Here is a 14,797-nt window from a genome sequence, read left to right as displayed (position 1 = left end):
CTTAAAAGTCCAAGCCCAACCCGCCCTCCGGCGCGTCAGCGACCGCCCTTCTTGGAGGGCTTGCCCAGCAGTTCGTCGACCAGGGCCTGCTGGCCGTAGACCTTGACGAAAGCCTCCGTCGCGGCGGCCGTGGACGCCACGACCGTTCTGTTGATCGAGCCGTCATAGGCGAAGGCGCCGCCCAGCGAGTGGATGTTGCCGTCGAAGGCCGCGCCGATCACCTCGCCCTTGGCGTTCAGGACCGGCGAACCGGAATTGCCGCCGGTGATATCGTTGGTGGTGACGAAATCGAACACAGTATCGTCGGCGAGCTTTCCGCGCGCGGCTTCCCAGCGCGGCGCCAGAGCGAACGGATCCTGGCCGGTGGCGCGCTCCCACAGCCCCTTGAAGGTGGTGGCGTAGGGAACCGTCTGACCGCGATAGGTCCAGCCGGCCACCTTGCCGTAGCTAAGGCGGGGGCTGAACGTGGCGTCCGGATAGACCTTGTCGCCATAGACCGCGAAGCGCGCGGCCGCGATCTTCTGGGCGGCTTGCCCGCTCGGCCCGGTGACCCGCTCCTCATAGGCCTTGCGCGCCGCGCGGGCGGCGCCGTCCGTGGCCAGCACGTACTGGATCAGCGGATCCTTGGACGCCTGAATCGCCGGCAGGCCGCCGTCCCACAGCGCCTTGCGCACGGCCGGATCGGCCAGGGTCGAGCCCGAAAGCCGCGCGGCGATGGTCTCGGGCGAGTCCTTGCCCAGCAGCAGCTTGGTCTGGGGCGCGTCGGCGGTCAGCACCTCGCGCACCTTCAGCAGCCAGAACTCGATCTGCAGCTGGTTGAGATCCTTGTCGACCGGCTTGGCGTCGGTGATTTCCTTTTCCAGCAGCGGCAGGCGGGCGTCGGCGTATTCCGGCAGGCGCTCGGTGTTCGGCTTGGCGCGCTCCTGGGCCGCGCGGACCAGTTCGACGGCGTAACCGTAGAGCGGCGAGAAGAAGCCCGCGCGGCCTTCCAGCAAAACGTAGGGCGCATAGAGGCCGGCGCGCTCGGTCTGGACGGCGGCGATCTTCGCCCAGGGATCGCCCGTCGCGGCCGCGAGCTTGGGATCGGCGGCGACCTTGGCTTTCAGCTCGGCGTCGGCCTGGCGCTTGCCGTCCAGGAAGCCCGGCCCCGACAGGGCCTGTAGCTGGCCGACATAGACCTTGTAGCTGTTCTCGATGCCGAAGAGTTCGTGGCTGGCGACGCGTTGCTGTTCCGGACCGCGCTTGCCGAACTCAATCAAGCGGCCGCGCAGTTCCGCCAGCTGGGTCAGGGTCATCGGGAAGCTGACGTCACGCAGGAAGGCCAGCTGGTCGGCGGTCAGCAGACGGTTGGTCGTACCGGGGTTGCCCGCGACGATGGTCAGCTCGCCATCCTTCGGCGGCGCGGGATTCCAGACGAGGTGCCCCGGCGTGGCGACCGGCTTGCCGTTCTCGTACAGGCGCACGAACGACATATCGAGGTCGTAGCGCGGGAAGTTGAAATTGTCGGGATCGCCGCCGAAGAAGGCCGTCGCCAGCTCGGGCGCGAAGACCAGCCGGACGTCCGAGAACTTGCGGAACGTGTAGAGCTTGTACTGGCCGTCCTGGTAAAGGTTGACCACTTGGCAGGTCTGGACCGCCTCCTTGCCCGCGCAGTTGGTGCGCTCGATGTCGGCGATGGCGGCGTTGCGCGCCTTGACGAACTCGCCGCCGGCCTTGCCCGAGGCGGCGCTCTTGACCGTGTCGGTCACGTCCTTGATGGACAGCAGCACCTCGGCCTGCATCCCCGGACAGGTGCGCTCCTCCTCGCGGTTGGCGATGACATAGCCGGTCTTCAGATGGTCGCTGGTCGCGGTCGAGAGGTCCTGAGCGCAGTCCGAAACGCAGTGGTGGTTGGTCAAAACCAGCCCTTGCGCCGACACCACCGAGGCCGAGCAACCGGTCGACAGACGCACGGCGTTGGCCTGCACATGATCCAGCCAGGCCTTGTCCAGCGTCACGCCGTAAGTCGCCTTGACCTGGGCGGCCGGGAAATTGTCGTAGGTCCACATGCCCTCGTCCGCCAGGGCGGCGCTGGAGGCGAAAGCGGCCAGGCAGGCCGCGCTGGCGCCCAGGAAGAGATTGCGCATGTCGAAGTCTCCGTTCAGCGGCGTCAGCCGCCGTGGTCCAGGCGAAAGAGGAGGCCCTTCTCGCCGTCATTAATCAAGGAAAGAGGTCGTTTTGAGCGTCAAGCGGCCGGGTAGAGGCCCATTAGGCCTTCGCCATGGCCGCCAGCGTTTGACCGGCGCCACGCGCCGTGTCGGCTCGATATCGCAACCCAAGCGTCAAGACCGCCCCTCAACCATCGTGCTCATGGCCAACAATGTTACTATATAACACCACTGGTCAAGCCGGGTTTGCGAGGTCATTCGCGGTCTCGCCCGCCCTCCTTCAGACGACGGCCAGCGCGGACCTTGCCTGGCGACGGCGACGCGAGACCCACAGCGCTATCGCCAACACGAACGAGAGGGCCAGACAGGCGCCCGAGGCGACCAGCACGCCTCGCGCGTCCTGGACGGTCACGAAGAACGAGCAGAGCATCGGGCCGGCGGCCGCGCCCACCGCCTGAACACTGGGCGCGAGCAGCACCGCGCGCCGCGAGGGATCGGACTCGATGACAAATGGCGCTTGCAAGGCCTGCAGGAAGCCCCAGGCCAGTCCATGGAGACCCGCGAGGACGAAGAAGACGCCCGAACCGGGGAGCCCCCACAGACCGACCAGCACCGCCAGAAAGATCGGCGCGCAGACCAGCAAGGCGCGATGATAGGCGATCTTGTCGGCCAGCACCGCCGCCAGACCCGAGCCCGCGATCGAAGCGCCCAAGGCCAGGGCGACGGCCAACCCTCCCTGGACGGGCGTCAGCCCCGCCTGCCCCGCCAGCCGCTCCACATAGGCTAGGAAGCCGATGAAGAACGAGAAGATCAGGAAGACCGCCGCCAGGCTGACATAGGCCGCCTTTGGAATCGGCTCGGCCAGAACCGGCTCGTCGCTCCGGTTGCCCGCCAAGGGCGCGAGGCGGTCTGGCAAGACGAGCGCGATGATCCCCGCCAGCGCGGCGCTGGCTCCCAGGGTGGCGAAGCCCGCGTTGGCGCCCAGCGCGGGCGAGACCAGGATCGGTATGCCGGCCGCGCACGCGACCTGCAGAACCGCCTGGCTGACCAGGAACACCCCGCTCCAGCGTCCCGGGGTCGGCGAGCGGACGATCATCAGCGTCGTCAGCCAGACAATGGCGCCCTCGGCCAAGCCCGCGAGACCGCGCGTCACCACGACGCCAAGCCCGGAAACCTCGAACGCGGCGAAATTGATCGCGGCCAGAACGAGCGCCGCGGTCAGGCCGATCAGCTTGAGGCGGCGGGGCGGCAACAGGGCGTCTGCCAGGCCAACGCCCACGCCGATGGCGAGAAACTCGATGGTCACGCTCCAGCCCAGTTGGCTGACATCGAGGCGCCCCGCGGTGACCAGCCCGCCCAGCACCACGGGCTGGACGCCGGCCATGATCAGGGCGATCGAGCCAACCGCGAGGAAGGCAGCGATCCGCGCCGCCGACGGTCGCTGACCGATCCAGCCGTCATGGGCCCTCGACGCGCGCGCTTGGGTGTCCTCGGCCGACATGAAATTCCTCCTAGGCTCGGATGAAACTTACCGGGTCTCCGCCCGCGCGCCTTAATGTTAGCTTTTGCTATCGCAAGGCCATCGTCAATCGGTCTTGGGAGCGATGATCCTAGGACATGCCGCTTTCATTGGCGTCACCTCGCCTCTTCCGCCACGCCGCCGGCGCTTGGCGGACGGCTTCAAGACCGTTCTCGGGCGCGGCCTCGCCGCGACAGGTTCTCTTCAAGCGTCGGTATTGCTATCTGACGATGGAGGTCGCTGGTCCGCGGCCCTCTTCAAGGACGCCTGGTGAGCAATCCCGAACTCGAAGCCAAGTCGCGACCGTCGCGGCGCAACGGCATCAATACCTTCGAAGCCATCCTGGCGACCGCCGGAGAGCTCCTGGCCGAGGTGGGCTTCGAGCGGCTGACAACCAATCTGGTCTGCGAGCGGGCGGGCCTGACTCCGCCGGCCCTCTACCGTTACTTCCCCAACAAGTACGCGCTTCTGACCGAGCTGACCCGGCGACTGATGGACGCCCAGGACCAGGTCGTCTTCGCTTGGGTCGAGGCGGGCGGCGCCCATTGGACGACGCTTTCCGCCGCCGTGGAGAGCCACATCCGCCTGCAGAAAGAGATCATCACCGTCACCCGCGCCTTCCCCGGCGGGCTCTGGATCCTGAGGGCTATCCGCGCCCTGCCGCCGCTGCAGGACGTCCGCGCCCAATCGCGCACGGCGGTGCTGGATCGGATCTATGCCTTCCGACTGCAGGACGGTCCCGCGGTCGACGAGGAACGGCTCAAGCTGTCGATGCGCGTCTCCGAACTGATGGGCTACGCGGCCATGGAAATGCTGGTCGAGGACCCCGAGCTCGATGAGGACATGGTCATCGAGGAAGTCGCCTGGATGATCGGCCGCTACCATTTCGACCTCCCCCGACGGTCGCAATTGGCCCAGGACTGATCCGGGCGCGGCCCAGATCGTGGCCGGATCGATATGGCCGACCTCGCGGGCGGAACCTCGCGAGCGGACCTTCCAATTCCGCGCGAACGCTTTTTACCCAGTTTTCGCCCGTTAACTGGGCGCCATGACGGCCGCGCGTCGCGCGGCCTCGCGACGGCTTGCGCGCATCCCCCTTGCATCGCGATAGTTTTTATTATCGTAATGGCCGGGACCGGTCGGAGTACTGGGTGTATGGGGAGAAGAACATGAAAGCGTCTATGTTCCTGGGCTGCGCCGTTCTGGCGCTGTCGGCCGGGGCGGCTGCGGCTCAGAGCCAGCCCGCCAAGCAGGACAGCACGGCGATCGAGGAAATCGTCGTCACCGCCCAAAAGCGTTCCGAAAACCTGCAGGACGTGCCCGTGTCGGTGACCGCCCTGACCGGCGACGCCCTCGCCGCGCGCGGCGTGAAGGACGTCCTGGCCCTCAACAACCTCGCGCCTGGGATGCGCATCAGCTCCGCCGACGCGGCCGCCAATCCCAAGATCTACATTCGCGGCGTGGGCTTGAGCGACTTCAACCCGAACGCCTCCAGCGGCGTCGGCGTCTATGTCGATGGCGTCTATATCGGCTCGCCCCTAGCCCAGATGGCGGGCTTCTTCGATCTCGCCCAGGTCGAGGTGCTGCGCGGTCCGCAAGGCACCCTCTACGGTCGAAACACCAATGGCGGCGCGATCAACATCACCACCAAGCGCCCTAGCCAGACCTTCGGCGCGGACGCGTCGCTTGAGTACGGCAGCTTCAACGCCGTCACGGCCGACCTCGGCGTCGGCGGCCCGATCGTGGCCGACAAGCTGGCGTTCCGCGCCGCCGCGCAATACGTCAAGGATGACGGCTACACCTACAATCGCGTCACCGGTCACGACCTCAACGCCGCCAACCACTGGGCGGGTCGTCTCTCGATGCTGTACACGCCGAGCTCGGATTTCGAGCTGCTGGCGCAGGTCAACCGCTACGTCAATCGCGGCGACGCCACCGCTCCTCAGCACAGGGCGCTGTTCCCGAAGACCGCCGCCGCCACCGGCCCCGACGGCTTCTGCGCCTCCTCGGCCTATTCCAGCGGCCAGTGCACCGACCTGCTCGGCTACGCCGACACCGACAACAATACTCGCGCGACGGACGCCAATCTGGAAGGCAAGGACAAGGTCGACCTGTTCGGCGCGTCCAGCCAGGCGACCTGGAAACTGGGCGGCATGTCCCTGATCTCGGTCACGGCGTGGCAGTGGGCGCACCGCAACGACCTCGAGAACACCGACGCCAGTCCCCTGCAGATGCTCGAGATCAATTACCGGTCGCGTCAGCACCAGTTCACCCAGGAGGTGCGCCTTCAGTCCGACGACGAGGCGGCGCGCTTCAAGTGGGTGCTCGGCGGGTACTTCATGGACGAGCAGGTTCAGGACAACACCCGTCAGGACGTGCTGCGCGCTCTGCGGCCGCTATTCACAACGCCCGACAATCCGACCGGCCTCAGCCTCGATAACAGCGTCGCCGTCTTCGGCTATCCTTACACCCAGAAGACCAAGGGCTACGCCGTCTTCGGCCAGGCCGACTATAAGCTGACCGACAGGCTGACCGGCACGGTGGGTCTTCGCTGGTCCGCCGACGACAAGTCCATCGACTACAGGAGCCAGGCCGATGACGGCGCCGTCGTCATCCTGACCTCCAAGCAGAGCAAGACCTTCTCGGCCGTGTCGGGCCGTCTTGGCCTGCGCTACGCCGTGAGCGACGACACCAACGTCTACGCCACCTATAACCGGGGCTATAAGAGCGGCGGCTTCTTCGGCGGCATGGCCACGACGGCCGCCCAGATGGAGCCCTATAAGAACGAAACGCTCGACGCCTATGAGCTGGGCGTGAAGTCGGAGTTCTTCGATCGTCGGGTCCGCCTGAACGTGTCGGGCTTTTATTACGACTATAAGAACCAACAGGTTTTCGCCCAGGCGACCCGCAACGGCCTGACGGTGCTGGTGCTCAGCAACGCCGCCAACTCCAAGGTCTATGGCGGCGAGGCCGAGATCACCGCTCGTCCGATCCAGCCGCTGACCCTGACCGCTGGCCTGTCGCTGCTGCACGCCAAGTACGGCGACTACATCTCCGAAGGCAACAACTTCACCGGCAACTGGCTGCCGCAATCGCCCAAGGTGACGTTCAACACCGCCGCGACCTGGGTCGCGCCCCTGGCGAACGGCGCCTCGATCGTGGCCAATGTCGACGCCAACTATTCGTCGAAGATCTATTTCGACAACTCGAACGCGCCGCGCCTGTCGCAGGGCGCGGTCTGGATCGCCGGCGCTCAGCTCAGCTGGCGCTCCCCGGACCAGAAGATCGAGGCCGGCGCCTTCGCCCGCAACCTGTTCGACAAGACCTACACGGTCGCGATCTCGAATATCGACAGCCTCGGCGAGGATCTCCTCACCTACAACCGCCCCAGAAGCCTGGGCGTGTTCCTGCGCTACCACTACTAGAAGACAAGAGCCGCCCGGCGAGGGCTGGGCGGCTCTACAACATGTTCGTCGGCTTAAGCGTCTCCGCGATCAGCGTTGCCCGTAGGATTTGAACCGCAGCAGGATGCGGTCCATTTCGTCCTCGGCCAGCAGGCTGGGCCCGCCGATTGCCAGAGTTCCCCAATACACGGCCGCTTGCTCCTCGACCTCCTCGGCGATGGCCAGGGCGAAATCGAGATTGGGCGCGGCGACGATCTGGCCATGATTGGCCATCAGCGTGGCATAGCGGCCGTCCAGCGCCTCCACCACCGCCTGGGCCAACTCGACCGAACCGAAGGTGGCGTAGGGCGCGACCGGCACGCTGCTGCCGCCGCTGACGGCGACCATGTAGTGCATGGCCGGGATCGGCCGACCAGCGCAGGCCAGGATCGTCGCGTGGCGCGAATGGCAGTGGACCACGGCGCCGACATCGGGACGGCGATCGAGAATCCCCTGATGCATCCGCCATTCGCTGGACGGCTTCAGCGCTCCTTCGGGCGTGGAGCCGTCGGGCCGGATCAGAACCATGTGCTCGGCGGTCAGCCGCCCGGCCGGGACGCCGCTGGGCGTGACCAGCATGTCGGGACCGCAGCGCGCCGAGACATTGCCGGACGTGCCCCGGTTGAGGCCCCGTGCGTCCATGGCCTGCATCACCTCGACCATGCGCGCGCGCAGGGCGACTTCTTGAGGAATCCCGCTCATCACGCCGCCTCGCTCAGGGTCATCTGGCGCATCGCCGCCTCGGTGGCCTCGAAGCTCTCGACCTTGCCCAGCGTGGCCAGGCCCTGGGCGACCAGCGCGGCGGTGGCCGTCCCGAAGCGCGCGGCGTCCAGAGGCGCCCAGCCGCGTGACAGGGCGGCGATGAAGCCGGCGCAGTAGGAATCCCCGCAACTGGTCGTGTCGACCGGCGTGATCGCATAGGCGGGCAAGGTCGTGCTGACATCGTCAAGGACGACCACCGAGCCCCGACCGCCATTCTTGATGATGCAGGCCTTGGCGCCCCAGGACCGGAAGGTCTCGGCGGCGGCGAAAAGGTCCTGCTGACCAGTCAGGAACACCGCCTCGGCGGCGCTCGGCAGGAAATAGTCGACGTGGGGAAGCAAGCGCCGAACCTCTTCGATCGCCGAAGGCTGCGGCGCGATCAGGTCGCAAGTGACCACAGCGCCCGCGCGCGAGGCCGCTTGAACGATCGAGAGCCCTTCGCCGCCATCGAGCTTGGGACCGCCGACGCCGCCATAGTGCAGGAAGCCGACCTCCGAGGCCGCCTGGAGAGCGCCTGGCGTGACCCGGGCCAGCATGCCCGCGCCCAGGGCATGGAAGCCAGGACGCACGCCGCTGGACGAGACGGCCAGCAGGGTCGTCGAGCTAGGCAGGCCTGGCAAGGTCTCCAGGTCGGAGACATCGACGCCGGCGTCGCTCAGTGCCGCGCGGATAAAGCGGCCGGTCAGGTCGTCGCCCACCGCCGAGATCAGCCGACTGGGCACGCCCAAACGCGCCGCCAGCAGCGCCGGCGCCCCCGCGGTCCCGGCGGGCGCGCAGGCGATGCCTTCGATCAGGCCGGTCCCCTCCACCTTGGGCAGCTCATCTATGGCGCGGGCGACCACGTCCAGGGTCGTCAGCCCGATGCACGCCAATCCGTTCTTCTTCATCAGAGGTCCTCCCAATGCATTGACAGACAATATGCCTCGGCCATTATAATAGTCAAAACTATCTTATAGGGGACAAGGCATGGCCTGGACGAACAGCAAGGATGCGGCGCTGCGTGAACGCGCCATGGCGGTGATCCCCAACGGGATGTACGGCCACCAGTCCGTGATGCTGCTGCCCGACGACTATCCGCAGTTCTACGATCGGGCCCAAGGCGCCTATCTGTGGGATACCGATGGCAACCGCTACATCGACTACCTGTGCGGCTATGGCCCGAACCTGTTCGGCTATGGGCATGAGGCGATCGACGCGGCCTATGTCGACCGCATGAAGCGCGGCGACACCATGACGGGTCCGGGCCAGGCCATGGTCGAACTGGCCGAGGCCCTGACCGCTCAGGTCAGCCACGCCGACTGGGCGATGTTCTGCAAGAACGGCACCGACGCCACGACCATGGCGATGATGATCGCCCGCAACTTCACCCGCAAGAAGACCATCGTGCTGGCCAAGGGCGCCTATCACGGCGCCGCGCCCTGGTGCACGCCGCTGAAAAACGGCGTCACCGAAGCGGACCGCGCCAACCAAGTGTTCTACGAATACAACAACGTCGAAAGCCTGGAAGCGGCGGTCAAGGCGGCCGGTTCGGACCTGGCGGCCATCTTCGCCTCGCCCATCAAGCACGACACCTTCGTCGACCAGGAACTGCCTGATCCGGCCTACGCCCGACGCGCCCGCGAACTGTGCGACGAGCACGAGGCGCTGCTGATCGTCGATGACGTTCGCGCCGGCTTCCGCCTGGCGCGTGACTGCAGCTGGTCGTTGGTCGGGGTCAAGCCGGATCTGTCGGCCTGGGGCAAGGCGATCGCCAACGGTCACCCCATCTCGGCCCTCCTGGGCGCCGAAAAAGCTCGCTTCGCCGCCGCGACCATCTATGCGACCGGCTCGTTCTGGTTCTCGGCCGCGCCCATGGCCGCCTCCCTCGCGACGCTGAAGCTGATCCGCGACACCGATTATCTGGAACGCACCATCGCGCTGGGCGAGCGCTTACGCGCGGGCCTCGACGAGGCCGCCGGCCGCCATGGCTTCGCCCTGCGCCAGACAGGTCCGGCCCAGATGCCCCTAATCATGTTCGACGACGACCCCACCGGGGCCAAGGCCTACTTCTGGAACAACGCCCTGCTGAAGCGCGGCGTCTACTTCCACCCCTGGCACAACATGTTCATGACCACGGCCATGACCGACGCCGACATCGACCACACGGTCGAGGCGGCCGATGAGTCCTTCAAGCTCCTGAAGGCCGCCGGCCCCCTGCCCCCGGTCGAGAAACTGGCCTTCCTGCATTCCATGGTCGATTGACGGCCCGCCCTCGCGGAAACGCGGGGGCGACCGCCCGCCCGACACGGGTGCCCGGACTTGCCCCGAGCGCCCTTCCCGCGATGTCTCCGGCGGCGTAACGCTCATGGAAAGGGCCCCTCCTCGGAGGGGCCCTTCTTTTTCGTCGACGATACGGCCTTCGCCTCAGGCCGAGGCGGCGCGCGTGACGCCGAAGCGCCGCAGCACATTGTGGGTGATGACCTCGATGAACGGGTCGCGCGCGGCCAGGCCGTGAGCCCATTCGGTGGTGCCGCTGTTGAACACCTCGCCCTCGCCACGCTTGAAGCTGGCCAGCACGGCGTGGCCGCGCATGACCCTGGCCTGCGCCTCGGGGCTAGCGTCGCCGTAGGTGACCTGGGCGATAACGTCCAACTTCTCGGGCGGGATGATCGGGCTATAGCCCCGACCCGCCTCCTCACCGAACGCGCAGGGCGCGACGCCGATGATCTCCAGGGTCTCGGGCACGCCCAGCATCGGCACGGCCTTGGGCAGGCCGTCGTCGCCGAACTGAAAGCGGCAGCCGTCGCTCTCATAGCCGATCAGCGGCAGCTCGCCGCCGATCACGTCGCCATAGAACAGGTCCGAGCCCTCGAGAGCCCAGTGCCGATCGTCATAGATCGTGAAGCCCGCCTGGCCGCGCGACACGCACATGCCCAGCCGGTGATAGCCGGCGAAGACGAAGCTGAGGCCCGTAAGCGCGGCCTCCGGACGCTGGAACGCCGGGTGCGACCACAGGTGCGTGGCCTTCTCGGGCGGCACGTCCTCGGCCTCGAAACCCTTCCACTTGTGGCAGACATAGGTCTTGCCGTCGTTCTCCCAGCGAACCTTCCAGAAGCAGCTGTTCCCCGAGAAGATCGCCGCCTTGCCGCCCGCGTCGACGAACCGCTCGACCTGGTCGCGCTGGGGGCCGGACCAGTATTCGCTATGGCCGACGAACAGCGCGGCCGCGTAGCCGTCCAGGAGGTCCTGTTCGACGTCCAGGTCGTAGTCCGTGGCGAAATCCAGCGCGTAGCCGTTGGACTCCGCCCAGGCGACGAAAGCGTGCTCCCATTTATGCAGGAAACCGGCCGAGCCGTCATAGGGCGAGGCGCGATGCTCGACCATCCAGGCCATGTCGGCGGCCCAAGGCGCTTCCTCGAAGCCGCGCTTTCGCAGGTTGATCAGGCGCGGCGGATTGGGCGGCGGCGCGACGATCAGCGGCGGGAACGGTCGCTGCGTCGACAGCAAGCCGATCGCCTGGTCCATCGCCTCGACGAACGGAACCTGGCCGCTCATCAGCCCCGTGACGTTGGAGTAGGCGTTGGCGCCGCCCCAATAGTTGTAGGATTGGTAGGTGTTGGTGGCCAGCACCATCAAGGCGGTCGCGCGACGCACGCCGACGGGCGGCTTGACGACGACGAAGTGATGGGCCTCGGCCCCGGTTCCATCGGTCAGGACAATGTCGTAATAGCCCGAGGCCCAGTCCTCGCCGATCTCGATCTCGAACGCCGCGGGCCAGCCGCAGCCGTCGCGATCAGCGTTCGGCGGAACCGGATGATGATCGACTCGCAGGCCGTCGAGCTCAAGCACGGCGCGGCGCTGGGCCCCGACCCTGGCGATCGAAAGCCGGCAAGAGCCACCGTCGCCGCTGGCGTGGAGAGAGACACGCTCGCCTGGGCGAGCGCTCAAGCGATCCGTATAGCAAGCCAGCATTCGTTTCCTCCATCCCGCGCGGTCTCGACAGTCCCAGCGACCGCGGCGCCTTCGTGGAAGCGGCGACGCGACCGACCCGGGATCATTGAATAGTTTTTACTACCACAACGATCCCGATCGCAAGTTTGAAGCCTGACCGTTTCTAACGCGCGGGGACGAGGGAGAGACTGGCCTCGGCCTGAGCGGCGAGCGCGCGGTCGTCATGCCGCCACGGATGGAAGCCAGGCGCGTACCACGCTAGATAGGGCCCCAACACCTGCCGGAAGAGACCCGGCCGCGCGACCAGATAGCCGATCAGACGCCGCCAGCTCGTCGCGTTATCTAGGCCGTCCTGTTTCAGCAGCAGGCCAATGTCGCGGAAGCGCTCCTTCCAGAATTCGAACGTCACCTTGCCCATGACCATCGTTCGGAACAGCCAGCGCTGGAACGGCGAAAGATCGCGCGTCGCGAAAAGGAACGTGTCGAAAGCCACGCCCTTGTGCTCGATTTCCTCGATGCTGTGCCATTGCCAGAGCCGGCGCAGGTCTTCCGGAAAATCCTTGAAGTGGCGCGGATCGCTGAGCCAGGCATGGGCGAAGATGCCCGTGAAATGTTCGAGGGCCGCGGTCACGGCCAACTCGACTTCCGGACCCGCGTCCTTGCTGACCTGGATATCCTTGCGGATCAGCGCATCGATTTCCTTGGTCTCATAGCCGCCCGCCGCGACCTGGCGGTTGAAGGCCATGTGCTCGCGCGAATGGTAGGCTTCCTGCTGCGCGAACTCCTCGACCTGACCGCGCAGCGGCTCGGACAGTTCCGGAAGATATCGACGCACGCTGTTGACGAAGAAAGACTCCCCTTGCGGGAACGTCAGTGACAGCGCGTTGAAGAAGGCGGTGACGACCGGATCACCGCCACACCACCAGCGCTCATAATTGACGCCGCGTCCAAATTCGACGTTACGCGGCTTGATCTCCAGGTCCGCGGGGCCTCCGAAAGCGCGCATGAACTCCTCCTTCACAGCGACGCCTAGAGCCCATCTAGGTCCGGAATGAAACATCGACACCAGAAAAAGGGCTCTAGATTCAAGTTCTTGGGACGCGTTGGAGCGGTTCGCCCGCCCTCGACCCAACGCGCACCGGAACGATGCCACATATTTCGATAGTTTCAACTATCAAATGACGAACGCGTCACCTTTGTCGGTCTTTTCCGACTTGCCGATCGCGGGCTCAGGTCGAGGGGCGTCTGGGCATCGTGATCGCGAAGACGGAAAGACCATCGCGCCACGCATAGCTCACCTGCCCTCCGTGGGCCTCGGCGATGCCACGCACCACGGCGAGGCCCAGACCAGAGCCGCTCTTGACGTCGACATCCTCGCCGCGCCGGAAGGGCTCGAACGCGCGCCGCGCGAGGCTGTCGGGCATTCCAGGGCCCCGGTCGATGACGCTGATCTCGACCTCGGCTTCCGACACGCGCGTGACGATCTCCAGAACACAGGGCGCGGCGTACTTCACGGCGTTGTCGACAAGCGCGAGCACCGCCTGGCGCAAGCGAACGGGATCGGCGACGCACCGACCGCTCGCGAGGGTCATGCGCAGACCAAAGCCGGCCTTGGCGAGATCCCGCTCGACGAGACGCGCGAGCCCTTCGATCTCGGCGGCCAGATCGATCTCGACGGACCGCAATTGCAGGCGGCCGCTGTCGAGCAGGCTGACCACCCGCAGATCCTCGACCAGCCGCGCGAGGGCGTCGGCCTGGTGGTGCAGGGACCGCAGTAGCGTGGGCTCTGGCTGGAACACGCCTTCGGCCAGCCCCTGAAGGCGGCCTTTCAGGATCGTCACGGGCGTTCGCAGCTCGTGAGCGATCAGGCTGTTCCAGGTGACGATGTCGTCCACCGCCTTCTCCAGGCGGTCGGCCATGGCGTTGAAGTCGGCGATCATCTGGCTGGCCTCGGTCGGCGCCGGAGCGGACAGGACCGCCCGGGCCGACAAGTCTCCGCCGGCGATTTCGCGCGCGGCCTCGGCCAGCGCCTCCAGCGGCTCGACCATACGTCGGGCGACGCGCGTGGCGACCACGCTCGCGGCTATGCCGCCTAGCACGATGCAAACCGAGTAGATGCCCCACTCGACCGGCCCGGGGAGGATCGCGTCCTCGGCCGACAGCAGCTTGGGCGCGAACTGGAATAGCAGGCTGTAAGCCGCCATCACGAATGTGAGGCTGAAGACCAGGGTCGCCAGGGTCATGCCGACGATGGTCCAGTTGAGCCGCTGGGAAAGGCTCTGCGCTTTCATTGGTCCCCCATCAGGCGATAGCCCAGCCCTCGCACGTTGCCGAGCATCCCTGGCGCGCCGGCGGCTTCGAGCTTCTTGCGCAGCTTGCTCAAGTGGCTGTCGACGGTCCGCTCCAACGCGTCACCGCCCGACAGGCAGGCGTCCAGCAACTCGGCGCGCGTATAGAGCCGCATCGGCGCCTGAGCCATGTGCAGCAGCAACCGAAACTCCGTCAGGGTCAGGGCCAGACGGCGCGGACCGTCCGGGGCGTTCACCGTGGCGATGTGATTGACGGGATCGACATCCAGAAGGCCCGCCCGCGCCACCGACGCTGTGTCTCGCCCGGATGCGCGACGCAGCACGGCCTTGGCGCGGGCGGCCACCTCCAGCGGGTTGAAGGGCTTGACGACATAGTCATCGGCCCCGATCCGCAGCGCCTGCAGCTTGTCCAGATCCTGGTCCAGGGCGGTCAGCATGATCACCGGTGTCGCGCCGCGCAGGCGGAGCCGCGCCAGGACCTCCCAGCCGTCCAGCTTGGGCAGCCCCACGTCGAGCAACACGATGTCGGGGCGAAGGGCCTGATGCAGCTCGACCGCCGTCTGGCCGTCCCGCGCGGTGACGGTCCTGAACCCCTCGCGCTCCAGATAGCCCACGAGGATCTCGGCGATCTCGGGCTCGTCCTCGACGATCAGAACCAGGGCGTTCACGAGGTCTCCAATGGGGCCG

Annotated in this window: 11 protein-coding genes; 3 read left to right on the top strand and 8 right to left on the bottom strand. The window is 66.6% G+C overall.

All coding sequences use genetic code 11. From position 1 onward, the window contains the following. Positions 1-35 precede the first annotated feature (35 nt). Positions 36-2,126: a S46 family peptidase gene (locus tag FCU40_RS02790; RefSeq protein WP_168072754.1), complete on the bottom strand. Its 2,091-nt coding sequence runs from the start codon at positions 2,124-2,126 to the stop codon at positions 36-38. 301 nt (positions 2,127-2,427) lie between these two features. Next, complete coding sequence (locus FCU40_RS02785) at positions 2,428-3,648, bottom strand: MFS transporter (protein ID WP_168072752.1); 1,221 nt, start codon at positions 3,646-3,648, stop codon at positions 2,428-2,430. A gap of 288 nt (positions 3,649-3,936) precedes the next feature. Here FCU40_RS02785 and FCU40_RS02780 point away from each other — a divergent pair, with 288 nt between their 5' ends. Both FCU40_RS02780 and FCU40_RS02775 read left to right on the top strand, forming a co-directional pair. After that, positions 3,937-4,590, top strand: coding sequence for a TetR/AcrR family transcriptional regulator (locus tag FCU40_RS02780; RefSeq protein ID WP_004616741.1), 654 nt, complete (start codon positions 3,937-3,939; stop codon positions 4,588-4,590). 245 nt (positions 4,591-4,835) lie between these two features. Continuing rightward, complete coding sequence (locus FCU40_RS02775; RefSeq protein ID WP_168072750.1) at positions 4,836-7,091, top strand: TonB-dependent receptor; 2,256 nt, start codon at positions 4,836-4,838, stop codon at positions 7,089-7,091. A 69-nt stretch (positions 7,092-7,160) separates the two neighbouring features. On the opposite strand, the gene FCU40_RS02770 is transcribed toward FCU40_RS02775, so the two are convergent. Together FCU40_RS02770 and FCU40_RS02765 are read right to left on the bottom strand one after the other, a co-directional pair. Beyond that, the gene (locus FCU40_RS02770; RefSeq protein ID WP_168072748.1) at positions 7,161-7,811 is read right to left on the bottom strand and encodes a class II aldolase/adducin family protein; all 651 of its coding nucleotides are present in this window, start codon (positions 7,809-7,811) and stop codon (positions 7,161-7,163) included. Continuing rightward, complete coding sequence (locus tag FCU40_RS02765) at positions 7,811-8,758, bottom strand: carbohydrate kinase family protein (RefSeq protein WP_168072746.1); 948 nt, start codon at positions 8,756-8,758, stop codon at positions 7,811-7,813. Before FCU40_RS02765 ends, FCU40_RS02770 begins: the two co-directional genes overlap by 1 nt. A 79-nt stretch (positions 8,759-8,837) precedes the next feature. On the opposite strand from FCU40_RS02765, the gene FCU40_RS02760 reads away from it, so the two are divergent. Next, positions 8,838-10,112: an aminotransferase class III-fold pyridoxal phosphate-dependent enzyme gene (locus FCU40_RS02760; RefSeq protein ID WP_168072745.1), complete on the top strand. Its 1,275-nt coding sequence runs from the start codon at positions 8,838-8,840 to the stop codon at positions 10,110-10,112. A gap of 162 nt (positions 10,113-10,274) precedes the next feature. Here FCU40_RS02760 and FCU40_RS02755 read toward each other — a convergent pair whose 3' ends face one another. The 4 genes from FCU40_RS02755 to FCU40_RS02740 form a co-directional block, all read right to left on the bottom strand. Next, entirely contained in the window at positions 10,275-11,699 is a 1,425-nt protein-coding gene (locus FCU40_RS02755) for a N,N-dimethylformamidase beta subunit family domain-containing protein (protein ID WP_241693536.1), read from the bottom strand. Positions 11,700-11,964: 265 nt separating this feature from the next. Then, on the bottom strand, positions 11,965-12,972 hold the full coding sequence (locus FCU40_RS02750; protein ID WP_241693535.1) for a metal-dependent hydrolase: 1,008 nt from the start codon (positions 12,970-12,972) through the stop codon (positions 11,965-11,967). Between the two features lie 58 nt (positions 12,973-13,030). After that, positions 13,031-14,092, bottom strand: coding sequence for a HAMP domain-containing sensor histidine kinase (locus FCU40_RS02745; protein WP_168072741.1), 1,062 nt, complete (start codon positions 14,090-14,092; stop codon positions 13,031-13,033). Further along, positions 14,089-14,778 carry a response regulator gene (locus FCU40_RS02740; protein ID WP_168072739.1) on the bottom strand — a complete coding sequence of 230 codons (690 nt, stop codon included), beginning with the start codon at positions 14,776-14,778 and terminating at the stop codon, positions 14,089-14,091. Before FCU40_RS02740 ends, FCU40_RS02745 begins: the two co-directional genes overlap by 4 nt. Positions 14,779-14,797 lie beyond the last annotated feature (19 nt).

This window comes from Caulobacter sp. SSI4214 (assembly GCF_012184455.1).
GTDB classification, from domain to species: domain Bacteria; phylum Pseudomonadota; class Alphaproteobacteria; order Caulobacterales; family Caulobacteraceae; genus Caulobacter; species Caulobacter vibrioides_E.
This window is presented reverse-complemented; position numbering and strand designations above follow the sequence as displayed.